Below are 23,882 nucleotides of genomic sequence, written 5' to 3'. Positions count from 1 at the left end.
CGTTGCTTAAGTTTCCCAATCCGACCCATAGGGAGCGTTGCTTAAGTTTCCCAATCCGACCCATAGGGAGCGTTGCTTAAGTTTCCCAATCCGACCCATAGGGAGCGTTGCTTAAGTTTCCCAATCCGACCCATAGGGAGCGTTGCTTAAGTTTCCAATCCGACCCATAGGAACTTCCGTAGAATTAGACGTTTCTCTGCAAAACAATGGTGTGTAGTTCGGATCAAAACACAACCTACGTTGGCATTCCCTAAGGAACAAGGATACTCGATTTACAAGAATCCGCAGACTTGCGTCTGCGGACAGGAAAAAAATCGATCGAGTCGGTGATTTAGTTCACGGCGGAGAAATAGTCTTTGGATTTTTGCGGATCCGCAACCATCGTTTTCTTTCCTTCGTCCCAGTTTGCAGGACATACTTCTCCGTGTTTTTCCACGAATTGAAACGCTTTGATCAAACGGATCGCTTCGTCGATATTACGTCCCACGGGAAGATCGTTGATCGTAGCTTGCCGAATCACTCCAGCAGGATCGATGATAAAGGTTCCGCGCAGAGCCACCCCGCCATCGGTAAGAACGTTGTAATCTCTCGAAATGGATTTCGTCAAATCCGCGATCAGAGGATACTTTACGTCCCCGATTCCGCCTTCCTTCTTCGGTGTGTTTTTCCAAGCAAGGTGCGTGAACGCGGAATCCACCGAAACCCCGAGCACTTCCGCTCCGAGTTTTTTAAAGTCGGCAAGTTTGTTGTCGTATTCGATGATCTCAGTAGGACAAACGAAGGTAAAGTCCAGAGGATAGAAAAACAGTACCACCCACTTTCCTTTGTAATCGGAAAGTTTAATTTCCTTAATTTCTTTTCCAAGAACTGCTTCCGCTTTAAAATCCGGTGCGAGGGATGTAACCTGAGGCATTTTATTTCTCCTTGTTGAATTGTTTTGAAACTTAGACCCTTCCATGGTATCCACGGAAGCCTCGGAAGCAAATATTTTTTAGAATGATTCTAATTTTTTTTTAATTCTAAAAAATTAGGTCGGAAGACCGGCCTCAGACAAAAAAACGTTCCGCTTCTGCAAAGTCGGTTTCGAAAACGAAACTTCTGCGGGGGAGTTCCCACAAATCATAGTATTACGGAGTTCCGTCCACTTCCTCGATCCGCAAATCGTCGTTGTAGATACTTCCCGAAGAAACCGTAGGAGGCGCATATAAACCGAAATGCAATTGGGAGATCGCATTTTTCCTACAATAAACCTTCGCTTCCGAAACGAGGATTCCGTTCTGCCAAACCCGAACGACCCCTTCCGGATTGGAAAAATCCAGATAGATCTTCAATTCCACCCATTCTGATTTTGGAAATAAAAGCGTACTTGTTTGGAACGTGGTTTGTTTTCCGCCCGCCCACGGAACGTGCATGAGATGTACAAAACCTTCGTAACTCAAATTCACAAGAACCGGACTGCTCCAAACGTCGGAGGAATCGTCCGTGATGGTCGCAAAACTGAACCACTCGTTTTCGGGGGACATTTCGCGAAGATTCATATCCAGCCAGACGTTCATCGTAATCAGCACGGGAGTAACAAATCTTCCGCCGGAAGTCTTGTCCAGTTGAATGGTCGGATAACCGCGATGGTTGTTGTTCACAAACGGATTTTCGGAAACGTAGGAAGAATAAACCCAGCCTTTATGAGACTTCGCCCCCGACCGAACCTGTTCGGAAGAAAGATCGTGGGAACAACTTCCGTGGTAATTCTGCGGAACGATATAAAAGTCCGAAAAATCGGAAACGGACTCGAAGGAAGTAACAAAGCTCCGTTTGGGTCCCGTTCTAACCGAGTCGGCGGAAGGAGAACACTGAGCGGAATTGAAAGCGGCTCCGAACAACAAAAGATCTTCCGTAAATCTCCGGGAATCTTCGGTTTTGCAGTTAACAACCGCAAACGAAACCGACAAAAAAAAAGCCGTCGCAAACCGTCGGAGGATTCGGAGTGAAATTTTTTTCCAACAAAAGCCCATAACCATTCCAACAAACCGAGCGGGATCGTTTTTGAATAAACCGTATTCTTTTGGAAAAACGAGAAACGAATCGAGACTCAAGTAACGACAAACTCGAAAACGAGAAACTATATCTCGAAACGATAATGTCGTTTAACAAAAATCATCTCTTCAAAAAGCTGACCGTCTCTTGAAGATTTTTCGCGATCTGCAAAAGGTTTACCGCACTTCCCGCGATTTCTTCCGAATTCGCCGCGCTATTCTGCACCGTGACCGAAATATTGGAAACCGCACTACCGGTTTCGGTGATCGCAATTTTCTGTTCCTGAACCGAGTTCCTGATTTCCGCGGATTTGGAATCCACTTGATCCACGCCGGAACGGATCGTTTCTTTTTTCTCCTGTTGTAAGCCCATAGTCGCCACGATTTGATTGGAAGAATCCTTCAACTGCTCCAAACCACCCAAAATTTCCGCGTAGACCCGAACGGAATTTTCCACGATTCCCCGGCCCGTTTCGATTTCCGCGTTGCTGGTTTTGATCAACTCCTCGATCGTTTTGGCGCTCGAATCCGTCTGTTCCGCGAGTCTCGTAATCTCGCTCGCTACGACCGCAAAACCTCTTCCATGTTCGCCCGCCCTAGCCGCTTCGATCGCCGCGTTGAGCGCCAACAAGTTAACCTTTTCCGAAATTTCCTTGATGATCGCCGTGATGGATTGCATTTCGACGGAACTTCCCTCGATCTTACCCATACTTTCGGAAAGATCTCCCATCGTTTTTTTGCCGGTATCGGTCTTACGATACATCTCCGAAATTTTTTCGAGTGAAATCTGAACCGCTTCGCTGACTGTGTTGATCATTCCTTCCAATTCGCGCATTTCTCCGCTGAAGGACGAGATCAGGGAATACTGCGATTCGGCGTTTCGGTTAACGTATTCCATCCCTGAGGAAATCTCCTCGACCGAAGCGGAAATTTCCTCGATGGATGCCGACTCCGATTGTGCGTTAGAAGAAAGGTGATCCGCCGATTTGGAAAGTTGTTCGGAGGAAACGACGATATGTTCGGAAAAATTCAGGATGGTTTCGAGCATCGTCTTGAGTTTGGATTGGAAATTCCGGAACGAAATCAGAAGAAGATAAAGTTCGTCCTTTTTCTGATCGTCCTCTTCCACCGAAATGGGATGCGAAAAGTCCGCGTTTACGATGGAATCCCGTACCGAATTCAAACCGCGCACCAATCGGATCGAATAAATTATGGAAATGAAAAGTATATAAGTAAGCGTGATCCCGGAAAGAAGAATAAAAACGAACCAGCCGGCTTTGTATTCCTTTTCGGCACGAAGATAAATCGAATCCGTAATTTTCAATTGAAGCTGGATCAACTCCTCGATCTTAGAAGTCACCGGATCGATCCGGGGATACAATTTCCGTTCCGCGAAAATTCCGAGCCCTTCGTAATCTTTTCGAAGCATCAGATCCCTCGCCTCCTGTACGGCCTCGTTGGAAGCCTGAAAGAGAGGATTCAATTGTCGAATGATCTCCGCCTCTTCGGATACGAGACGTGTGGAGGAATAGGACTTCCACTCGGCCTCGATTCCCTGCGTCGCCGTATCCAAGTTTTGAACGCCTTCTTCTGGAGTGAATTGACCGCTTCTCACTTTATGCACGCAGTCCACGATAAAGATCGCATAAAGATCCGAGATTTTTTTCAGCTGTTTTAAAGGAATAACTCGATCCTGGTAAATGGACTCGATGTCGTTGATCCGAGCCTTGACGTTGGACAACGCCAAGGCGGTCAAGAGGGTGATCGGAACGATCACCGAACCGAAAAGCAACATCAGCTTCTTACGAATTCCCAACCTTTGTATGATTCTGTAGATACGTTTCATATATTTTTGAAGCACTCAACGGTAACTTTTTTTCGCAATCAGTCAAGTCTTTTAACAAAATGATGAACCTTTCAGCAAGTCGGAACGCTTTCGAATGATAAACAAATTCTGTCTCGTTTTCATTCGAAAGGCATCAAGTTCGGAATCGAGGTTCGTTTCGAATTCCGATATGAACCTCCGTCGATGACATAGATTCTAAAGGAAAACCGGAATTAAGAAACGATAAATTCTATAAAAAACGAATCACGATTATAATATGGAACGATCCAAAAGAAAACGAACACGAACGGAAACAAAGTCTTTCCGAGGAAACAATGTGAAGAAGCGCTCATCTTAGAATTTGTTTTCGAAGAACCGACGAAACGAGAACGAGGATCTCGCACTCTTTGCTCTCTCGTACAACTCCGCCTATACAGTTCGCTTTAATAAACTAAACCGAAATGCTCAGACGAGAGGGGTTTCGTTTCTCAGATCTCCTGAAAAACCTTGCACGTTCGGATAATACTCCTGGATTCCTCGGATCACGTAGTCGAACGGAAAGTCGTCGAATACTCCGCGATAGGCGATGTATTCCATAAACTTCCGCCCTTTCGAATCGAAGGAATGAAATACGTTGTCTTGGGAACCGTCGAAGTCCAAAGGTGGAACCCCGAACCGGAGACACAACTCCGCATCGAACACCGGAGTCGCTTTGATCCAAACACCGTCGATCAAAACTTCCGCATATCCGTGGAACGCAAAAACGGACGTTCCCAAATAGCGCACCAAACGTTCGCTCGCTAAATGATTGACCACGTCCGCAAAACCGATCTTAGACGGAAAACCCAAGGTTCTCGCGCCGGCCGCGAACAGAAGAGATTTAGGAATACAATAATTTTGTCTGCCGATGGCGATTGCGCTCGCACGATACGCCTCTTTCCGATCCGTAAAATCGTACGGATTATAACGGATCCCGTCCCGAACGCCCAAATACAGTGCTTTTAAATTTTCCAAAGGAGTTCCTTCCGACGAAGTGAATCTACGCACGAAAGAAAGAACCTCCTCGGATTGATGATCGAAAAAATACGTGGTTTGTAGTTCGGGTAACATGTCGGAAGTCCGGTTTGTTACAGATTCGTAACTGCGGAATCCTCGTCCACCGAGATCGCCTGTTGTTTTGAAAAACGTGAATCTTCCGGATTCGTTGCAGTTCGTTCGGATACCAAAGAATTGGAATCGGTTTATTTTTGATTTTACAGGAGTTGGTAAATTCGATTTAGGTAAAATTCACCGAAAGGTACATATCGAGGAAAAGTATGCAAACAGTTCAAAAATTCGTATTCGTCGCCGTACTCGCGATTTTTTTCGCGGTTTCGTTTCAGGATTGTCAGAACAAAAAAAGTTCGGACGAAGAGGAAACTCTGAAAAGCCTGGGTTATCTTCTCGGAGGTTCCACTCCGTTAAAGGAACTTTCCGCCGCGGATTGCACCGATCCGGCTCCCACCTTTGCTACGTTAGGCGCTTCGGGGATTTCGGGAACTTGTTCCAATTGCCATAATCCGGGAAATGCGAACGCCGGTTTCGACGTCACTTCTTATACGGCGGTTCTAAACAGAGTCGTAGCCGGAAATCCGCAGAGTAGCCTTCTCTTTCAGAAGATCAACACCGGTTCGATGAGAGTATTCAACAACAACGACATCAACAAGGCTGTTTTCTGTTGGATCCAAAAAGGAGCCAATCCTTGAATTTTAGAAAATTTATATATTATTTTTTACTAATTCTTGTTTCTCTTACGCGGACGGTTCCGTCCGCGGATCTTTCCGCTCAAAAAAAAGACGCGGAGGAATGGACGGTTAAAGAAGCAGAAATCCGTTTTTTAAGCGAGGCTCCGCAGGAAACGATCCGCGGAATCCTGCATAAAGCCGAAGGAAAAGCCGATCTAAAAACCAAAAAATTCTTTGTCAACGCGGATCTAAACGACCTCAACGTTCCGAACAAACTGATGAACGGGCACATGCACGAGAATTATCTGGAAACGGATCGTTTCCCCGCGGCGACGTTTCACGGTTCGATCGTACGTTACGACCGAGCTTCCAAAACGGTCGTAGTGGAAGGAGATTTTACGTTACACGGCGTCGTCAAAAAGAATCTCCGAGTTCAGGGAAGTTTCGAGGAACGGGAAAAGGATCTGTTGGTCCGCGCGGATTTCGAAATCCTTCTCACCGATTTTAAAATAGAAATTCCGAAACTCGTAATTCTTAAACTGAACGAGAAGATCAAAATAGAAACTTCGATCCTATGGACTCGGAAAGAATGAAGAAGTCGTGTAGAACGATCGTCGTATTTCTATTCGTGTGTTTTTACGTCTTCGGCCTTTCCGCGCAGGAACAAAGAAAGTCCGCATTTTTAGGAAGCAGTTTGATTCATATGCCGAGCACCGAAGACGTGGGAAAACAAGGTTTGGATTTTCGGATCAATCACAGATTCGGAAACGCCAAAGCCGCTTCCTACGATTTTTTGGGTTTGGACAACGGAGCCAACACGCAACTTTCCTTGGATTACGGAATCACCGATCGGATCACGGTCGGAGTCGCAAGAACCTCCTTTCAGAAAACATACGAGGCCCGCGGCAAGGTTCGTCTTTTGACCCAGGATTCCTCCTTTCCCGTTACGGTGAGTTTTTTCGGGGTTTTCGGACAGGAAACGGAGGAACAAAAACGGTTCTACGGTCCTTATCTTCGCCCCTCCACGGGTTCCGGTGTTTTGGATTCCGAATTGGAAAAAAAATGGAACACGTACGAACTGACCGACCGGGATCGTCAAAGTATGTTGGCTTCGTTTTTGATTTCCCGTCGTTTCGGAGACGTGTTCTCTTTGCAGCTGTCTCCTATATTCGTACATCGTAATTTTGTAAAGGACCGTCTTTCTAACGATCGTGCCGGCTTGGACGTTTCGTTCCGGATTCACGTCTTTAAGAGATTGGATTTCACTTTCGGAACGATCCTTTCGCCTAAACGGGATTATATCGGGGAATCGTACGAAGCCGAGGACAGAAAGACAAAACTCAACGGAACTGAATTCACCTCCTCGGAGATAAACGACCTCATCGCAAGAGGAAGAACGATCGATGCGGTAATCAACAATATCCTTCTTTCCAAACCTGTCGAATACATGTCCGTTCCTTTGAGTTTCGGAGTGGATTTCGAGACGGGAGGGCACGTGTTTCAGTTTTTCGTCACGAACAGTCGGACGATAGCGCACACTCAGTTATTGCGTGGTGCGGACTACGACTACGACAAAAAGGATTGGACGATCGGGTTCAACATCCATCGATATTTTTCCCTGGAAAGTTCTCCGGAAAGCGGCAAGGATCTTTCTACAAAATACTAAAAAAGGGGAATCGGGAAGACGGATCAACCGCCCTTGGCCATCAGATATTTTTCCATAAATTCGGTGATATCCTTGATGTTGCGGTTGATCATCTTTCTCAATTCGGGCGGAATGTTCTGCGATTTGATCACACGGTAATAGTTGAGCGCGTTTTTGAGCATTTTTCTGCGCGCGAATTCCTGCGCTTTGACCAGCATCGGTTTGTACTTATAGTATGAGTATTCCATAATACTATAATTCTTCGAAAGTTTAAACGCGTGAGGAATTTTTCCGAAGTCGTACGTCAATGTCAAAAAGGGCGCGTCGTCCACTTCCGGAGGTTTGAGTTCGAGGATCCCGTGGATCATACGGGGCTCCTCTTCCTTCGGTCCTGTGCCGGATTCTTCTCCCGAATCCTCTTGTTCCTCTCCGAACGGCTCCAAACCCCCTTCGACCAACTCTATTTCGGGAGCTTCGTCCTCTCCGGCTCCGGGCGAAGCCAGGTGCGGAATTTCCGGTACGGCTTCGTCGGTTTTCTGATAGACTGGATCAGGAAGTCCTATTTTAGGAAGTTCTACCGGAGTAACGTCCTTCGTCGCCCCGTCGGCCGGGGCCGCAGTTTCCAGCTTGAGTTCGCCTAACGGCGCTGAGGTGGGAGGGGGAGGTTCCGTTTCAGGACGAACGGTTTTATCCTCAGGATCCGGAAGACGGATCGGTACGAGTTCGATTTTCGGAACGACCGGAGCCAGAAAAGGGGGCAAGTCGTCCCGCGGAGGAGTTTCCGGCCAATCCATATCCGCCGGTTCGAGGGTCTGCTGCGGTTCGGGAGGAGCCTCCGCTCTTTCCCGTTTTTTCTGTTCTTCCTTTTGTTTGAGGTAATCGTCCCTGAGTTGAAAGAGATCCTCTTTGCGGCGATCGTCCCCTTTTCGACGATCGTTTCGATTGGGATCCTGACCTCGTCGCTCTCCTCCGGATCGACGGCTTTCTCCGGTTCTGCGATCGACCAGAGGAAGGTCTTTGAATTTGTCCCACTCTTCCGAAAAAAACGTATCTTCCGGAAGATCCATTGCGTTCGGATCCAGGTATTCTCGAAAATCGTTCCGCGGGGGAGTTCCCGCATCGACGCCGCCCGATCCATCATCGAAAGGAGATCCTACACCGCCACTTCCGCCGGGACCAGGGCTCCCACCGCGCGGGCCACCACCTCCGGAAGCGCTTCCGGGAGTTCCCGCCCCGGAAAAGCCGCCGGCGGATCCGCGAGAAGACGGAGTTCCCGCATCTCCTCCGGAAAAATCATCACTGGGAAAGCCGTCCCCTCCGAAAGGATCGGAAGAAGGAGATCCTACACCACCGGCTCCACTTGCTCCCCCGCCGGAAGCCCCTCCTCCCGCACCCGGGAACGAGGGAAGAAAAGAGACAGGTCCGACATCCCCGCCGCCCCCCGAACCCGCGCCGGAGCCTGCCCCTGTCGGAGGAATACTCCCCGGAGGGAAAGCAGGACCAGGACTAAAAACATGATAGGAAACCGGACCGGAGGGAAAACTCCCCGAAGATGTCGGAGGACCGGGAATCGCTCCAGGATCAAACGGCGAACCTGGAAGGGAAATCGGATTCCCAAAACCTTTCGAGATGGTGTCTCCTAACGATTCGCTGATGTCTTTGATCGCTCGAACTAAATCACCCAGAGGAATCGGAGGTCCGTCATAATTTTCCGGCCGATAAACTTCCTCTTCGTCGTTTTCCAGATGAGCTTGGATTTGGTCGATATTCTCTTGGATCTTCTCCTGAATCTCTTGATCCGGAACCCTTGCCTTTGTTCTTTTATAAATTTCTAATGCGCCGTTGTAACTTTCCTTATCAACCAGCGCTTCCGCGTTGATCAAGGGACGCCTATGATTGGCGAATTTAGAATTCGTCCGAATGATATCGTCAACCTTATGCTTGAGATCGAGTTTGGGTTTTTTCCGAAGACCGGGAAATTGATCTTTGTGGGATTTTGTATCTGTAGAATCGAGCTTCGACTCCGGTCTTCGCTCCCCGGTCGGAACACCGTATCCGCCACCGACGGAAGCTCCTCCTTCCCCTCCCGCGCTCGAAGAAGGGGGAGTTCCCACGGGAGAACCCGGAGAAACGGGAATTTCCTTGCCTCGATCTTCCCGCGAAAAACTTCCCTTCCCCGAACCGGGGTCGCTCCCTGGAATTCCTCCTTTTCCGGGAACGGAAGATGAGTCGGAATCCTTCGACGCGGGCTTCTCCCTAAAAAGAGTGTAAGCGCCGGCGCCGGCGGACAAAAGACCGAAGAGAAATAAAAGGAGAGTAGTCATAAAGAGAGATTACTGTTCTTAAAATCGACAAACGCAGGTAAGGATCTTGAACCCGTTCCGCCTTCTTTTTGTAATTGACGCCATGTATGTATAGTATATTCCTGACTTATGAAAGCTTCGGTTCGGGCAAACTTAAGTTTTGGATCCAGTCCAGACAATCCGGACGGACTTCAATTGAAAATCACCTTTGATGAGGACACGCAATCCGCATACGGAGATTTCACTTGTCCGGAAAAGTTTCAAGGTCAACCGGATGTAATTCACCCGGGGATTATATCTACGATCTTAGACGAAATCATGGTGAAAATCAATGAAGCCATGAATTTCAAAACAACCACGGGCGAACTCACGATTCGTTTTCTGCAGCCTGCTTTTGTGAATCAGCCGCTCCATTTACGTGGATGGTTCGTAAAAAAGAACAAGAAAGTGATCGAAAATCGCGCCGAAATCGAAAACGAAATCGGTAAAATCGTAGCTCGTGGAAAAGGAAAGTACATCGAAGTAGACGACTGATCTTTCTTCCGCAATCAACCGCCGATGTGGTGAAACTGGTAGACGCAGTGGATTCAAAATCCACCGGAGGCAACTCTGTGTCGGTTCGAGTCCGACCATCGGCAAATTGGAAGTGGAATTCCGCCCGTCATCGACAAAAAATTATTTGAGGATTTTTTCGGGCGGCTCTGCCGAAAACTTCTCAGAAAACGAAAAACTCGCCGAAGATCGGCAGACCGGGCTCTCCGCTCTGGTCGCCCGAACGATTCACCTTCTCTTCCTCTTGGTTCTCTTATATTTCTGGGCTGTAGTTCTTGGCCTCGTGCTTTGTTTCGTATCCGCTTTTTTCTTCCCAGCGGGCGACCCCGCATCGATCCCTGCCGCAAGAAATCGATGATTGGACCGACAAACCGCGTGGGAACTCTCACACAAGATCCGGAAACATTCTTGCTAAACCGGAATCAGACCGTAGGAACTCCTCAATCCGAACCACGATTCAAAAAAATTCTCGTAAAAACCGGGTTTCGAGAACGACTCGCATAAAGTTCCACGATCGCACAAAACAAAACTACAAGCGCCGACGCAAACGAAACACCCGCATTTCCGGCAAAACCCAAAACGGAAATATGAGATCCTACGGCTCCTACCATAATCACGACGGCGGCCGTCGCACCCAACCAGCTCGTCCGAGGAATCAAAAGAAGAACCACGACGAACAATTCCGCAAAACCGACCGCGTAACGACCGAAAGGTTCCGCATCCAAAGCCGAAAACGTCGCAATCGACCGATCGGCTCCGGACAACTTAAAGTAGAAAGCGGGGATCAAAATCAACACCGCGACGATTCGCACGGTCCAATCCAAAAGATTCGATTTCATACGTTCCTCCGACAAGACAGAATATTGTAGCCGTTTCGGAAAGGCCCGCAAGAATAATTCCGCTAAAAAAAACGAATCCAAAAAAGCGAATTCGCCCGGCCGACCGGCGAAACGAAAAGTATATTCGTAATTTCTAAAGAACGGACGCGACTAAGAATTAGATTTTTCCGTTCCGTTTCAAAGCGTCCTCGAAAAAATCTGTTTCTATCCGATCGACCGCTTTCAAAATAAGTTTCATCTCGTTTTCGGAAAGCCCTTCGAACAACTCCCGCCCTTTTTCCAAAATGGACAAACCGAGACGGATTCCTTCCACTTCTTCCTTGGTGTAGGTTTTTGGTTTGGATTCCATTTTACGCACAATGGCGCGCATCATCACCACGATTTTCTCCAACAGATCCCGATCGGATAAGGTTTCGAAGAGTTTGACGAGATCGATCCTAAACTGATCCGCTTCCTTTTTCGGAACCTGCGCGATGATCGAACGAAAAACGTTCGGATCCGCCGGGTCGTTTCCTTTCTCCAACTCCTTCTTAGCGAAATCGAACATCAACGTCTCGAAACGACGCGCCGTAAGATAGGAGTGTAACGCGGCGAAACCTGTCTTGAACGCCGCGCCTAAATGTTTACCGAAACTGAACGCGGCGGCTCCCAGAGAACCGATCAGACCGAACACCTTCGCGGGACTATGAACGAAACCGGAAAGGGATTGAAAGGCGCCGTCCAAAACGACCCTACCTTCGAATTCGGGATAAAGAAGAATTAAAAAATAATCGAGAAGAGTGTCGATCGTAGAACGCGGAATCGAATTAAATTCCGGATAACGTTCCAGGTTGGACGAAGAATAACGTCGAACCAACGAAGAACGATACGCTCGGATCAGAACTGGAAAATCCGGATCTTGAAGAAGATTTTTCATATAACCGGAAGAATCGAATCCGGATCGAGCGCGTAAACTAGAAAACGTTCAACCTCTAAAAGACGAAAGAAATTGATACGCGGCTTCCGCGGGCATCGGTTTGCTGTAAAAGTAACCCTGCCCCTTGTCACAACCCACCGCCTTCATCAACTCGGCCACCTCCAAGGTTTCGATCCCTTCCGCGACCACCGTCATACCGAGTTTATGACCGAGATCAATCGCCGCTTGGCAGATAAACAAGGCTTCCGTATCGAAAGGAGCGACGCTGACGAAGGAACGATCGATCTTCAATTCCGTAAACGGATAACGATGAATTTGTTTTAAGGAGGAATAACCGATGCCGAAGTCGTCCACCGAAAGGCCGATTCCGCGGATACGGATACGGGTAAGAATGTCCAGAGTGGAAGTGATGTTCTCCAAAAGTTGAGTTTCCGTAACTTCCACGATGAGTTGATCGTTTTTTAAACCGAAGTTTTCGATCATCTTAGAAATCGTCTCCGGAAGAATCAACTTATTGAGACTCACAGGAGAAACGTTAACCGCCACCGCAAGTCCGGGGAATTCACGATTCCAAGCCGCACATTGACCGAGCGCCTGAAGAATCAGTTTTTCCGTCATCGCGTCCATGAGCGTGGGAAAACCTTCCAAAGTAGGGATAAAGGAATCCGGAAAAACCAAACCTCGATCTGGATGAGACCAACGAACCAAGGATTCGAAACCCGCCACCTTGCCGGTTTTGAAATTGATCTTAGGCTGATAAAAAAGAAGGAATTCGTCGTTTCGAATAGCCCGTTCGATTTCCTCAGGCGTAATCGCGGAATCGGATTCCTTCGAAGCCCGTTTTCCTGCGAACGCCGGATTGGACGCTTCTTGTTTTTTATCCGAAATCAAACCCGTTAGAACTTTTTGATATTCTTTAATACGGATGGGCTTTTCCAAAACTCCGGAAATTTTTAGCCCGTATTGAATGGCCAGCGACTCCGCACTGTGCAAAACTCTTCTGTCCGCACCGCTGATGAGAATTACGGAAACCGGCAATTTTTTTCCGGACAACATACGAAGGACGTCCACGCCGTCCACTCCGGGAATCATAAGATCCAGAATGATGTATTGAAAGGATTCGTCTAACGTTTCGAAAAAATCGTCGGCTTTGTGGGTTATGGAGACTTCGAAACCGCATTGTTTCGCGAGGTCGCCCAGGATTCCCGCGATTTCCTCTTCGTCGTCGAGAATCAATAAATTAGGTAATGCGCTCGAATTCATGAGTAGTAAAGTTATACTCCTTTAAAGTGATTCTCAAGTGATTTCTTTGAAACGGGACGGACAATTATATGGGAATTTTCCGAAGTTAAACCGTCGTTCAAGTGCGAAAAATAAAAAATTTCCCGATTTTGATTCGATCGAACGTGTTCCGAAACGAACTCGTGCCATTCTTCGAATCCTTTTTCCCAAACGTTCGAAAGAAAAACCGTATCTTCCGAAGAATAACGATTCGCTAAAGTACGAAGACGATAAAAATCTGAAACAGACTCGAAGGAAAAACCGACAGAACGAAAATAAAGCGACAACCAATCCGCAGTCGCGGACTTCTCTCCGAAATAGATCGCGCGCCTGGAAACCGATTCGGGAATCAGCAAAACGGTTTTTGCGTTATGAATCGGGAGATAGACGAAAAAATCGGTCCCGATTTTCGGACGAGAATCGAAAAAGATATTTCCTCCCGATCTACGAACGAAACCGTAAATCGTAGGAAGCCCCAGGCCGGCACTTTTACCCTTTGGTTTGGTGGAATAAAACGGTTCGAAAACTTTTTCCCGATCACCCGGCTCGATGCCGATACCGTTATCGCTCAATCTCAAAAGGAAATAAGGTCCGTCCTTTAGACCTCCGATTCGCATACCAAATTTAGAATTTAATACGACAAAAGAAGTCTCGATAAGAATTCCTCCACCTGACTCCGCGAGGCTTTCCTTCGCGTTGGACATCAACTGCGTGAACGCGTTTGAAAACTCGGATTTGTCAAGCAGACAAAGATCCCCTTCTCCGTAGGAATTGAATTCGACGTGGATGTTGATCGGGAAATGTTCCCTCGAATTCTTCAGAAACTCGGAAATCAAGACGTTCGGATCACAAAGTTCGGGATGTAGGGATTGCCTCCTTGAAAAATTCAAAAGTTTTTTATTGAGATCTACCGCGCGTAAAACGGCGTTCTGGGCGGCGCGAATCCTGTTCAGAAGATCGGTATGATCCTTACACTGCAACTCCATAAGATCCAGATTCGCGATGATGATATTTAGAATATTATTATAATCGTGTGCAATCGATCCGGAAAACTTACCGATCGTCTCCATTCTAAAATCCAAAGGATCGAACCCGTTCGTCCTTTTTTCCGGCTCGGGAAGAATGAAATCGGCGCCTTTTTTTTGCGCGTTTAAAAGAGCCTTAGAAATCGAAGCGGAAGACAAACCGTTTTTTTCCAGATATTCAGTGAAACCCGCCGACGTCGCGGTATCTGCTATTTCCTCTCTGGACAAACCGGAAAACAAAACCGCCGAAACTGGTCCGATCGCGGAACGCAATTCGTTTAACAAATCCGTTCCGTTGGACGCGCCTAAAAAATGATCGATGACGAAGATATCGAATCCGGAAGGCTCCTTTGAGACGACGGAAAGAGCTTCTTCAGCGGACTTCGCTCTTGTGATCGTATATTTAGGAAACGGAATATCTTCCGCATATTCCCGGAAGAGAAGAAAATCCTCCTCGTCGTCCTCCGCCAAAAGCAGCGAAACCGAATCCGGAAAATGCCGATTAACGGACAAGGGGAAGCTCCACGATTTCCAGCCAATATTCGCCGAGGGTGCGAATCGTATCGATAAATGCGCTAAATTCGACCGGCTTTCGGATGAAGGAATTGGCCCCGAGATCGTATGTCTGGATCATATCCTCCTCCTCGCGGGAAGTGGTCAAAACGATCACTGGAATTTTTTTCAGCTCGGGAATTCCTTTTAAGGTCCTGAGAACTTCTCGACCGTCCATCTTAGGCATATTCAGATCCAAAAGTATGAAGCCTGGTTTAGGGTATTTTAGAATATCAGAATATTCTCCTTTATTAAGTAAAAAATCGATCAACTCTTCCCCGTCTTTGACAAAATGCAGCGGATTGATCAGGTTATTCTCGCGAAAACCGTCCCGCATCAAAAGCCTGTCGTCCGGATCGTCCTCCGCTACGAGTATATGAATCGAATTTTGATTTTTGTTCTCTAAGCTCATAAAATTTAAATCTCCGTAACGGAGCCCGGAATATCAACGTAAAACACTGAATTGACTCCCGGAACACTTTCCGCAAAAATCCTACCGCCGTGAAGTTCAACGATCTTTTTACACACCGCGAGACCTATTCCGTTACCCTCGTAATCTTCTCTGGAATGAAGTCGTTGAAAGAGCGTAAATATCTTCTCTTCATGTTTTTTGTCAAAGCCGATTCCGTTATCGAAAAACGTAATACGAATCCGATTCGGCTCGGTAGGATGCGGAACGGATCGAACTACAACTTCCGGAACTTCGTTTTTATTAAATTTGATTCCGTTCTTGATCAAATTCTGAAAAACCATACCGATCTGAACCGGATCACACCAGGCAAAACCGATCTCCGCATCGAACACTTTTGCGTTCCTTTCCTTGATATAAATTTCCAAATCTCCGATCGTCTCTCTCAGAATTTTAGAAAGGTCGCAGAACTGAAACGGTTTGGACCTACTTTTGATCCGCGAATAAGAAAGAAGACCTTCAATGAGATTGGAAAGCCTCAACGCGGACGCCGACATCCTTTGAATATAATCCGTGGATTCCGGATCCAAAGCGGACGTTTTTTTCAACAACCTATCTCCGAAAGCCATAATCTTACGGAGTGGTTCTTGGAGATCGTGCGACGCGATGAAAGCGAAATCTTCTAGGTCGGCGTTCGAACGTTTCAACTCGCGCGTAAGATTTTCGAGTTGAACCTGGTTTCTTTGAATTTCCGTAATGTCTTTTCCGGTCGCGTAGATAAGATCGTATTCAGGAGAAAAAGTGACTTTCCAAAGAATACTTTTCACGTCTCCGTTTTTCGCTACGTAACGCAACACACCCGAAACGTTGGCTCTTTCTCTTTTAAAACCTTCCCTACCCAACAACATTTTCTCGCGGTCTTCCGGATGAACCAAATCCAAAAGATCCATACCTTTCAGCTCATCCGCGGAATAACCGAAGACCGTCTCCCAAGCGGAATTCCGTTCGATAACCGTTCCGTCCAATCTGGAAATCTGGAACATATCTCCCGAGGATTTAAAAAACTGATTTTTTTCGTCTTCGTTCTCCTTGTTGCGAAAGAGGCTTTCCACCTGATCCGCAATTAATTCAAACATTTGAATATAATAATGTCCTGAATCGATTTGCGTGCGGGTGCAGAATTCCAAAACGTAACTTTCATGTCCCGTTTTGAAAGGGATCGAAATCCAAGAACTGATTTCCGCCTTTTTAGCGGCTCCCTTCCGTTTGAATTCATCCTCGTCGCGGATGTCCTTGAAAAAAAGGATCCGATCGGAATCGAACGAACGGCCGATCATCCCCTCACCCGGAAGAAAACGGACGGCGAAAGAATCCAATCTGTATTTCCCGAATTCGGCCTCCAAGTCGGGGGACGCATACCAGGGGGAACCTTCTTCGAGAATCAATTCACCGTCGCGAAATTTCCAGAGCTGAGCGAAACTCCACAATGTTCGTGTGCAAACGATTTCGAAAAGAATTCCGAAGGAGTCCTTGACCGTCGCGGCCTTCGGGATACGAAACAGGATTTCCTTCAGGATCTCCTGCTCTTTCTCCCTTCTTTTTTTCTCGGTAACGTCCTGGAAAAAAACGGAAAGACCTTCTCCGAAAGGAATGATCCTGAATTCCAAAATTTCGCCGCTGCGATCGCTCTTGTATTCGAACGAAACGGGTTTACCCGTTCTCAGGGCGGTTTCGTATTTGTCCTTAAAGAATCCCTGATTCGGTCCGGGAAACAATCCCCATAGATTTCTTCCGATCAATTCTTCTTTAGGTTTTCCTAATATTATTTCGGAATTACGGTTCACCGAAATGAATCTCCAATCTCTGGATAGGGAAAAATAACGATCGGACATACTTTCTATGATCGATTGTTTTTCGGTGAGACTCTGTTTGAGAGAATAAGAAGTATCGACGAACTCGGAAACGTCCCGCAAAAGCGCGAGAACGGCGTAAGAATCTCCGAAAGAAATGCGGTTCGCCGTAAGTTTCATATAAAGAAGTTTGCGATCCTTTCTCCAGTGTCTCCAAATTCCCGCCGAACGAATTCCGGGCGCCTCGACAAAACTGCGAACCGCCGCTTCTAAAACCACACGATCGTCTTCCGGACGGATATCGATCAAGGTCATGGAAAAAAATTCTTTCCTGGAGTAACCGTAGACGAAAACGGCGGCGTCGTTTACCGCTAAAAATCGGAGAGAATCGGGATCGAATACGAAAGCCGGCTCGGGCAATTCGTAAAACAGGGGACCGACGTAGGGATGGGAAAAAGAGACGCCCGTTTCCTCTTTCGTTCCCAAAACCTCGAAGAAGTAAACGCGGATCGATGTATCGTTTACGGACAAGGGTTTCCAGAAAAAACGCAGGATCGTTCCGTCGATGGAAAAAAGCGTATCAAAATATTCAGGATCGTGAATATAGATTAAAAGGATCGGCTCCGCGAACGCGGAATAATTCCTGATTTTACCGTATAGATGGGATAAGAGCGAGGCAAGATCCTTCGACCCTCCGGATACAGGATCCAATCCCCAGAACGTTCCGTATCCTTTTGAGTATAAAATTCTCCCGGAGGAACGTTCCTCCAACGCGCATATTTTCGAATGGAAAAAATCGATTTCCGATACCAATTCTTCCAAGGATACGGTTTTGGAATGTTGCATACTCGTGTCCGAAGAACGACAATATTAACTTCTACGGTAGGAGTATTTCAATTAAAAAAACAAAAATTATGAAATTACCCTTTTCTAAAGTTCTCACTTATGGGACCGCACTTTCTTAGTACGATTTCGCACAACTTGCCGAGTAAATTCGAAGCGAACGTTCGCCTACACGCGGACGGACGTTGGACGACAAGATAAGAAATTGTTGCCTTTCAAACCCGAGGTTTTCCGGAAAACGATTCGGAGGTCGCGTCGAGAGCGAACACATCGTAAGACGATCTACGAGAAAACGGAGCCCGACTCGACATAAGACGTCCTCAACGCGGCAACGAAAACGATTCGTAAAACGGAAGTTTCTGTTATGAATCGAGAAGTTTTTCTTCCCGAATTCCGAGCTCTTTGATGCGATACGTCAACGTCGTCCGTTTGATTCCTAAATACTGCGCCGCCTTCGTCTTATTTCCTCCGCTTACGCGCAACGCGGTCTCCACGAGATCCTTGGCGAATTTTTTGATCTCCTCGTCCAAATCGATCCGCTTAGAGGAGGAAATCGAAGGAACGTTTTTCCAGGAAGGCAAATGTCGGGAACGTGCGGCTATCTCAGGGAAAGAGGAAATCTGAAGCGTCTTTTCCGAATTGGAAACCACGGCGCGCAAAATAGTATTTTCTAATTCTCTAATATTCCCCGGCCATAAATCGCTCATCAACATACCTAAAACAGAAAACGGAAGTTCGGGGGATTTGCGTCCTATTTCGGAGGAATAACGGTCAAGAAAATAACGGACCAAATACGGAATATCTTCCGGTCGTTCTCTAAGCGCGGGAATCGAAATTGTAAACGTACGGATCCGGTTCCAAAGATCTTCGTTGAATTTTTTTTTCGCGACTTCATCCTCCAAATTTTTACGTGTGGCGAATATAAAACGACAATCATAAGTAAGAACGGAATCGGAACCCGTCTGCGAAAAACGATTCTCTTCCAAAAGATTGCTCAATTCGGCCTGAAAGTAGAGAGGTATATCTCCGACTTCGTCGAAGAAAAGAGTTCCCTCCTTCGCCTCGACCAAACGGCCCGCACGATCCGACAACGCGTCGCGAAACGCTTTCTTGGTATGACCGAAAATTTCCGATCTCCAAAATTCCGAAGGAACGCTCGCACAAGGCACGACAACGAACGGATTGATGTTGTTCGCTCCATGGAAAAATCGGGCGATCGATTCCTTGCCCGTTCCGTTTTCTCCGATCAATAAAACCGGCGACTTAAAAAACTTCGCACGTTCCGCCTCTTCCAAAACACGAAACATCGAAGCGCTTTTGTAAATCATCACACGGTTTCCGAGTTCGGTGATTTTTACCCTCGAAGTGAGAACCTCCGAAAGATTCTGTATTTCCGCAAAAACCTCCGGCATTTGTTGTTTAGCTTTTTCTAATACTGATAATATTTCCTTAAAGGAAAAGCGGAACGAATCCACTTCCCTTTTTCCTTTCCAAGAGCCGTCGAAGTTGGGATCCTCCTTAAGCGCGAATTTTTCGATGTCTTCCTTAAGATGACGCAAAGGAAGGATCAGACTCGTACGGTATAAGAAAGGAAGAATCATCATACACCCGAATACGGAGACAAGATACCAAAACGAAACGAATCGAGCTCCTTCGTCCGCTTTCTTACGGAAACGTGAATACGGAAAAACCTTCCAGACCGTATTTTTTCCCTCGTTTCGAGCGAAACCAAAAAGCGGAACGGACTGGAATTCGAAAAATACGAACCGTCCGTCCCGATAACCTCGTTCGATCGAGGTAGTCAACGGAAGAGAATTCGGATTAGATTCTTCTAATACGAAGTGTGTGGCCGAAACGATCTTCGTTTCGTAGGAGGAAAGGGGGACGGAAGGTTCCGCTTCCAATTGCGTCCGAAACGCGTCCAGATTTTTTTCCTGATACGCTCTGGCCGGAATTCCAAGTAATAAAAGACAGAAAACCAACGTAACGCCTGTTAGACGAGGTGTAAAACCGGTCCTACCAGCGGGTGAGAGCGAATAGATCAGGACGTATGACGAAAAAACGAGAAGCAAAGCGACGTTCATCCATTCGGCCAAAGCCGAGTTCGCTACCCAAAATTTATTTCCAATTAAAAATATAAAATTTAATCCGACTTCAAAAAAAGTAATCGTCGTAAGTTGAAAATTGATCCGAAATCCGATGTTTTCCCTCCAGATACGTTTTAAACCGGTCCATCCCTGAGCCCGAATTCCCTCCTTTTTGCGGATGGCTGACAACTTACGCATTCCGACGATAAGACTTGCCAGATAACCGAACAGGGATAACACCGGAACGGAAAAGGAAAAATAAATAGGTCCGTATGTGTGAATCGACGGAAGCCATTTTTTTCCTCCGTGAAACCAGAAGAAAGTTTCCGCGATGGCAAGCACGGCGACCACGAAAAAAATCGAAGCCGCCCGTTTGGATTCTTTTTCGAAAACTGTTTCGAAAAAGTGATACGACAACTGTAAACGCGAAGCGGAGGCCAGACAAATCGCCGATGCAAGAATCCAAAGATAAATTCCGTCTTCGGAAGAAACGCTATAACCTAAAAAATATCCCAGATTAAAAAGGAATAGAAAACTGAAATAACAACCCAACCAAAAAGTCGATTTATCTTTGGTTTCGCGCAGCCAAAGATGTATCGCGATCGAAAGGCACAACAATGTGGGAGCCAACCTCCCTACGGAATGAATCGTGAGTTCGAGCATGAATCTGTCCCGACAGAATGAAGGACGCCGCACGATTTGCAAATGGAAAACTAATTTAAGGATTCGGAAAATTCGATTCCGATTAAAGTTTTTTCGTTTAAAGGGAAGTTCCGGCTTTCATCCCGGTATAAAGAAAATGAATCAGCTCTTTCGTGATCTTTCTCGCCTTCTTAAGATCGACGGAGCGGAACATCACTTGTTTTCCCGCAAGAAGGACAGCGATACCGTGAACCATGGTCCAAGCAGACATAGCGGAAGCGAGTACGTCTTCGGTATGTAGTACGCCGGCGCGCTGACAATCGCGTATTATTTCCACGATAATCTGGAAAGAGTCGTCTTCCGTTTTGACTAAGGATTTATATTTGGAATGACTTTCTATCTGATTTCCGTACATGATCCGAAACAGATCCGGAAATTCGAGCGCGAATTCCACGTAACACACTCCCGACTCCCGAAACAGAAGCAGAGGTTTTTTTCTATACCTGGCTTGTAATTTTCTTTGGCGCTCGGAAAGGGATCGAAAGCCCTCCTCGGCGATATCGGCATACAACGCCTCTAAATCCGCATAATGCCGATAAGGCGCGGATTGACTGACTCCGGCCGTCGCCGCGGCCTTTCGCAGACTCAAGGCTTTGTAACCTTCTTCCTTAAGAATCCGCAAAGAAGCGTCCAAAAGCGCCCGCTTGAGATCGCCGTGGTGATATGAATTTTTTTCCGGGACATTTTTCATGTTGACGATTATCACATAAAAGTATTTAGTTAATACACAAATGTAATAACCGTTAACATTATTGCCCGGGGGAAATTTTGTCAATGAATATAGATCAGATAGGGAACGAATTCGACGTAATATTTATAGGTTCCGGAATGGGAAGTTTATGCACTGCGAGCCTACTCGCCCAGTCCTACGGCAAAAAAGTTCTGGTATTGGAAAAACATTTTCAACCGGGCGGCTTTACGCACGAATTCCAGAGGAAACAAGGTAAGTATCATTGGGACGTCGGAATCCACTATGTGGGAGATATGCAAGAAGACGGTCTTTGCCGAAAAATTTCGGATAAAATTACGAGAAAAAAAGTTCAATGGAAGCGTATGCCCGAACCTTTCGAAAGACTCATCTTTCCTTCCGGGGCTTTCGATATCTACGGAAATCCCGAAACGTTCAAACAAGATCTCAAACAAAAATTTCCGGAAGAAAACGAAGCGATCGAACGTTATTTTCGAGATATAAAAAAGACCTCTAATCTCTTCGGAAAGTCCATCATGATGAGATTGTCCCCTCCTCCTTTGGATTCAGTATCCGGTCTTTTAGGAAAAGAAAACGGAATCACTTTAAAGGATTATCTCGACGCAAACTTCAAAGACCAAAACCTGAAAGGGATTCTCGCTGCACAATGGGGAGATTACGGTTTGCCTCCCGGTAAGGTCGCGTTCGCGATGCACGCCACTTTGGTTCAACATTATCTAAACGGCGGTTATTATCCGATTGGGGGCGCCGGAAAGATTTTCGAAGCGATCGAGCCTATTTTGGAAGAACAAGGCGGAGTGGTTCTTTCCTCCGTAGAAGCGAAAGAGATTTTGATAAGCGAAGGGAAAGTCGTCGGGGTCAAAGCTCAAGCGTTGAGAGGAAGCGGATCGCAAAGGGATTTTTACGCGCCGGTAATCGTCTCCTGCGCTGGAGCTTATCCTACGTATACGAAATTGATTCCGGAAAGTTATCCGATCCCTTTTCGAGAACGTATAAAAGAATTTTATAATAAAGAAAAAATGACCACGAGCGTCTGTCTTTATCTGGGTTTAACCGAAAGCCCCGCCCGTTTCGGTTTCAAAGGAGAAAATTATTGGATCTTCTCTTCCAGCGACCACGACCGGAATTTTTCGGAAAGAAACGATTGGTTAGGAAACGAAGGTGAAATCCCCAATCTGTATCTGTCCTTTCCTAGTCTTAAAAATCCCGAGGCAAAAAGTCATACGATGGACGTAATCACTTTCACCGATTACGAAAACTTTTCCAAATGGAAATCGGAACCCTGGAAAAAAAGGGGAGAAGATTATAAATTACTAAAGGAGAAAATTACCGAAAGGATTCTTTCCACTTTGGAATCCAGATTTCCGGGCATCCGCGCAACCGTCGAATACTCGGAACTATCGACCCCCGTCACGAACGAACATTTCACCTCTCACCCGGACGGGGCCATCTACGGAATGGCTTGTGTACCGGAACGATACCAACGCGAACGATGTCCGTGGTTTAACGTGAAAACTCCTATCGAAGGTCTATATCTTACGGGGGCCGACGCCGCTTCTCCCGGTGTTGCCGGGGCGATGATGGGAGGACTCGCGGCCGCCCTGGCCGTTTCCGGGTCGGCGGACATCCTCAAGGAATTAAGAAATTGAGAATATTTTTAAAATAGAATATTTGAATATTTTAAACTTATTACATTAAAAAACGGAATTTATCCGCCCGAATTTTTATTAACCTCGGACGCAGCCTTCCGGACTACAAATCAGGGACAAAGGACCCGAATCCGGAACGACTTCGAACTCGAAGACATGTCTGTGAAATTTGGCTTTGTCTTCGTGAAATTCGAACTCTAGTTTGTATTTTCCGGGTAGGAAGAAAAATTCGACGTTTCGAATCTCAAAAGGAGAAACGTGATACCGGTAAAAGACGCTCCTCGTCTCGGAATCGATCTGTAACGAAAGCGGCTCTTTAAACTCCTTCCACGTAAGCGCGAAAGGAACTTTAAACGCTCCGTCCATCACGGATCGTTTCGAATTCTGTACTGCATCGAGCACGTTCTTAAAGTTTTTTCTCCAATAAGGTTGAATCAGCGTCATACCAGAATCGGACTTGTTATACGTTTTACGGTCGGCGCGAACTTGAACGCTTTCACCGCCGCGATCATAAATCGTTTCCGTTCTCGTTCCGATCCGGTCGAAACGATTCTCCAAAAGGGATTCGTACAGACTTTTCAACAGGGATAGGTCTGTGTTAAAATAAACGATCTTTTCCTTTCCGTCCTTTCTTTCTTTGATATGCGAAATCCCACGATTGAAATAAATTTCCGTATGATCCGGACGCATACCGCCGTCCCTGTGGAATTCCAGATAAAAATCCTCGGGCATTTCTTTCGGCAAAGCGGAAAGACAAAATGTCGAAAAAACTTGTATCAGTAAAAACAAACCAGAGTTTTTAAAAAATCGATCCATATCATTCTCCGAGAATTTTAAGCGGCCGAAAACATTCAAAATGAAAAAGTAAATACAGCTTTCATTCCAAAAGAATCCCTGAATACGTCCGCCACAACTTCAAAACGGAAAAGGAATCGCAA

At 46.5% G+C, this 23,882-nt stretch carries 19 protein-coding genes and 1 tRNA gene; 6 read left to right on the top strand and 14 right to left on the bottom strand.

Features of this window, described 5'->3' with window-relative positions:
• Positions 1-331: 331 nt before the first annotated feature.
• From EHQ17_RS16895 to EHQ17_RS16880, 4 genes are all read right to left on the bottom strand, one after another.
• Positions 332-913 carry a peroxiredoxin gene (locus EHQ17_RS16895; RefSeq protein WP_135590325.1) on the bottom strand — a complete coding sequence of 194 codons (582 nt, stop codon included), beginning with the start codon at positions 911-913 and terminating at the stop codon, positions 332-334.
• A 214-nt stretch (positions 914-1,127) separates the two neighbouring features.
• Positions 1,128-2,012 carry a polysaccharide lyase family protein gene (locus EHQ17_RS16890; protein ID WP_167881082.1) on the bottom strand — a complete coding sequence of 295 codons (885 nt, stop codon included), beginning with the start codon at positions 2,010-2,012 and terminating at the stop codon, positions 1,128-1,130.
• 142 nt (positions 2,013-2,154) lie between these two features.
• On the bottom strand, positions 2,155-3,879 hold the full coding sequence (locus tag EHQ17_RS16885) for a methyl-accepting chemotaxis protein (RefSeq protein ID WP_135590323.1): 1,725 nt from the start codon (positions 3,877-3,879) through the stop codon (positions 2,155-2,157).
• A 444-nt stretch (positions 3,880-4,323) separates the two neighbouring features.
• Entirely contained in the window at positions 4,324-4,968 is a 645-nt protein-coding gene (locus tag EHQ17_RS16880) for a transglutaminase-like domain-containing protein (protein ID WP_135590322.1), read from the bottom strand.
• Positions 4,969-5,174: 206 nt separating this feature from the next.
• Here EHQ17_RS16880 and EHQ17_RS16875 point away from each other — a divergent pair, with 206 nt between their 5' ends.
• From EHQ17_RS16875 to EHQ17_RS16865, 3 genes are read left to right on the top strand one after another with little or no spacing between them, the layout of a single operon-like run.
• Positions 5,175-5,603, top strand: coding sequence for an LIC11213 family lipoprotein (locus tag EHQ17_RS16875; RefSeq protein ID WP_135590321.1), 429 nt, complete (start codon positions 5,175-5,177; stop codon positions 5,601-5,603).
• On the top strand, positions 5,600-6,175 hold the full coding sequence (locus EHQ17_RS16870; protein WP_135590320.1) for a YceI family protein: 576 nt from the start codon (positions 5,600-5,602) through the stop codon (positions 6,173-6,175). Before EHQ17_RS16875 ends, EHQ17_RS16870 begins: the two co-directional genes overlap by 4 nt.
• Positions 6,172-7,248, top strand: a complete 1,077-nt coding sequence (locus EHQ17_RS16865) for a DUF5777 family beta-barrel protein (protein ID WP_135590319.1) — start codon at positions 6,172-6,174, stop codon at positions 7,246-7,248. Before EHQ17_RS16870 ends, EHQ17_RS16865 begins: the two co-directional genes overlap by 4 nt.
• Before the next feature lie 23 nt (positions 7,249-7,271).
• Here the strand turns inward: EHQ17_RS16865 and EHQ17_RS16860 are convergent, their stop codons facing one another.
• Positions 7,272-9,551, bottom strand: a complete 2,280-nt coding sequence (locus EHQ17_RS16860) for a hypothetical protein (RefSeq protein ID WP_135590318.1) — start codon at positions 9,549-9,551, stop codon at positions 7,272-7,274.
• 108 nt (positions 9,552-9,659) lie between these two features.
• Between EHQ17_RS16860 and EHQ17_RS16855 the strand changes: the two genes are divergently transcribed.
• Positions 9,660-10,064 (top strand): PaaI family thioesterase, encoded by a 405-nt coding sequence (locus tag EHQ17_RS16855; protein WP_000648186.1) that lies wholly within the window; start codon positions 9,660-9,662, stop codon positions 10,062-10,064.
• Between the two features lie 20 nt (positions 10,065-10,084).
• Positions 10,085-10,168: transfer RNA gene (locus EHQ17_RS16850), tRNA-Leu, on the top strand.
• Positions 10,169-10,522: 354 nt separating this feature from the next.
• On the opposite strand, the gene EHQ17_RS16845 is transcribed toward EHQ17_RS16850, so the two are convergent.
• The 8 genes from EHQ17_RS16845 to EHQ17_RS16810 all read right to left on the bottom strand — a co-directional run bounded on the left by EHQ17_RS16845 (position 10,523) and on the right by EHQ17_RS16810 (position 21,277).
• Entirely contained in the window at positions 10,523-10,921 is a 399-nt protein-coding gene (locus tag EHQ17_RS16845; protein WP_135590317.1) for a MauE/DoxX family redox-associated membrane protein, read from the bottom strand.
• Positions 10,922-11,078: 157 nt separating this feature from the next.
• Positions 11,079-11,837, bottom strand: a complete 759-nt coding sequence (locus EHQ17_RS16840; protein WP_135590316.1) for a hypothetical protein — start codon at positions 11,835-11,837, stop codon at positions 11,079-11,081.
• A gap of 48 nt (positions 11,838-11,885) precedes the next feature.
• The gene (locus EHQ17_RS16835) at positions 11,886-13,100 is read right to left on the bottom strand and encodes an EAL domain-containing response regulator (RefSeq protein WP_135590315.1); all 1,215 of its coding nucleotides are present in this window, start codon (positions 13,098-13,100) and stop codon (positions 11,886-11,888) included.
• An 11-nt stretch (positions 13,101-13,111) separates the two neighbouring features.
• Complete coding sequence (locus tag EHQ17_RS16830) at positions 13,112-14,656, bottom strand: ATP-binding protein (protein WP_135590314.1); 1,545 nt, start codon at positions 14,654-14,656, stop codon at positions 13,112-13,114.
• The gene (locus EHQ17_RS16825; RefSeq protein ID WP_135590313.1) at positions 14,646-15,107 is read right to left on the bottom strand and encodes a response regulator; all 462 of its coding nucleotides are present in this window, start codon (positions 15,105-15,107) and stop codon (positions 14,646-14,648) included. The genes EHQ17_RS16830 and EHQ17_RS16825 overlap by 11 nt, the downstream gene beginning before the upstream one ends.
• Before the next feature lie 5 nt (positions 15,108-15,112).
• On the bottom strand, positions 15,113-17,800 hold the full coding sequence (locus EHQ17_RS16820) for a PAS domain-containing sensor histidine kinase (RefSeq protein ID WP_135590312.1): 2,688 nt from the start codon (positions 17,798-17,800) through the stop codon (positions 15,113-15,115).
• 359 nt (positions 17,801-18,159) lie between these two features.
• Positions 18,160-20,547 carry a sigma 54-interacting transcriptional regulator gene (locus EHQ17_RS16815; protein WP_135590311.1) on the bottom strand — a complete coding sequence of 796 codons (2,388 nt, stop codon included), beginning with the start codon at positions 20,545-20,547 and terminating at the stop codon, positions 18,160-18,162.
• Between the two features lie 97 nt (positions 20,548-20,644).
• Complete coding sequence (locus EHQ17_RS16810; protein ID WP_135590310.1) at positions 20,645-21,277, bottom strand: TetR/AcrR family transcriptional regulator; 633 nt, start codon at positions 21,275-21,277, stop codon at positions 20,645-20,647.
• A gap of 83 nt (positions 21,278-21,360) precedes the next feature.
• Here EHQ17_RS16810 and EHQ17_RS16805 point away from each other — a divergent pair, with 83 nt between their 5' ends.
• Positions 21,361-22,944 (top strand): phytoene desaturase family protein, encoded by a 1,584-nt coding sequence (locus tag EHQ17_RS16805; protein ID WP_135590309.1) that lies wholly within the window; start codon positions 21,361-21,363, stop codon positions 22,942-22,944.
• Between the two features lie 78 nt (positions 22,945-23,022).
• On the opposite strand, the gene EHQ17_RS16800 is transcribed toward EHQ17_RS16805, so the two are convergent.
• Positions 23,023-23,760 (bottom strand): hypothetical protein, encoded by a 738-nt coding sequence (locus tag EHQ17_RS16800; RefSeq protein WP_246057599.1) that lies wholly within the window; start codon positions 23,758-23,760, stop codon positions 23,023-23,025.
• Positions 23,761-23,882: the final 122 nt, after the last annotated feature.

The sequence above is a fragment of the Leptospira gomenensis genome (assembly GCF_004770155.1).
GTDB lineage: Bacteria > Spirochaetota > Leptospiria > Leptospirales > Leptospiraceae > Leptospira > Leptospira gomenensis.
This window is presented reverse-complemented; position numbering and strand designations above follow the sequence as displayed.

What these genes read in the sequence shown, in the direction of transcription:
- EHQ17_RS16895 (WP_135590325.1), bottom strand. Translation starts at nt 913, where the DNA reads ATGCCTCAGGTTACATCCCTCGCACCGGATTTTAAAGCGGAAGCAGTT.
- EHQ17_RS16890 (WP_167881082.1), bottom strand. Translation starts at nt 2,012, where the DNA reads ATGGGCTTTTGTTGGAAAAAAATTTCACTCCGAATCCTCCGACGGTTT.
- EHQ17_RS16885 (WP_135590323.1), bottom strand. Translation starts at nt 3,879, where the DNA reads ATGAAACGTATCTACAGAATCATACAAAGGTTGGGAATTCGTAAGAAG.
- EHQ17_RS16880 (WP_135590322.1), bottom strand. Translation starts at nt 4,968, where the DNA reads ATGTTACCCGAACTACAAACCACGTATTTTTTCGATCATCAATCCGAG.
- EHQ17_RS16875 (WP_135590321.1), top strand. Translation starts at nt 5,175, where the DNA reads ATGCAAACAGTTCAAAAATTCGTATTCGTCGCCGTACTCGCGATTTTT.
- EHQ17_RS16865 (WP_135590319.1), top strand. Translation starts at nt 6,172, where the DNA reads ATGAAGAAGTCGTGTAGAACGATCGTCGTATTTCTATTCGTGTGTTTT.
- EHQ17_RS16860 (WP_135590318.1), bottom strand. Translation starts at nt 9,551, where the DNA reads ATGACTACTCTCCTTTTATTTCTCTTCGGTCTTTTGTCCGCCGGCGCC.
- EHQ17_RS16855 (WP_000648186.1), top strand. Translation starts at nt 9,660, where the DNA reads ATGAAAGCTTCGGTTCGGGCAAACTTAAGTTTTGGATCCAGTCCAGAC.
- EHQ17_RS16845 (WP_135590317.1), bottom strand. Translation starts at nt 10,921, where the DNA reads ATGAAATCGAATCTTTTGGATTGGACCGTGCGAATCGTCGCGGTGTTG.
- EHQ17_RS16840 (WP_135590316.1), bottom strand. Translation starts at nt 11,837, where the DNA reads ATGAAAAATCTTCTTCAAGATCCGGATTTTCCAGTTCTGATCCGAGCG.
- EHQ17_RS16835 (WP_135590315.1), bottom strand. Translation starts at nt 13,100, where the DNA reads ATGAATTCGAGCGCATTACCTAATTTATTGATTCTCGACGACGAAGAG.
- EHQ17_RS16825 (WP_135590313.1), bottom strand. Translation starts at nt 15,107, where the DNA reads ATGAGCTTAGAGAACAAAAATCAAAATTCGATTCATATACTCGTAGCG.
- EHQ17_RS16820 (WP_135590312.1), bottom strand. Translation starts at nt 17,800, where the DNA reads ATGCAACATTCCAAAACCGTATCCTTGGAAGAATTGGTATCGGAAATC.
- EHQ17_RS16815 (WP_135590311.1), bottom strand. Translation starts at nt 20,547, where the DNA reads ATGCTCGAACTCACGATTCATTCCGTAGGGAGGTTGGCTCCCACATTG.
- EHQ17_RS16810 (WP_135590310.1), bottom strand. Translation starts at nt 21,277, where the DNA reads ATGAAAAATGTCCCGGAAAAAAATTCATATCACCACGGCGATCTCAAG.
- EHQ17_RS16805 (WP_135590309.1), top strand. Translation starts at nt 21,361, where the DNA reads ATGAATATAGATCAGATAGGGAACGAATTCGACGTAATATTTATAGGT.
- EHQ17_RS16800 (WP_246057599.1), bottom strand. Translation starts at nt 23,760, where the DNA reads ATGGATCGATTTTTTAAAAACTCTGGTTTGTTTTTACTGATACAAGTT.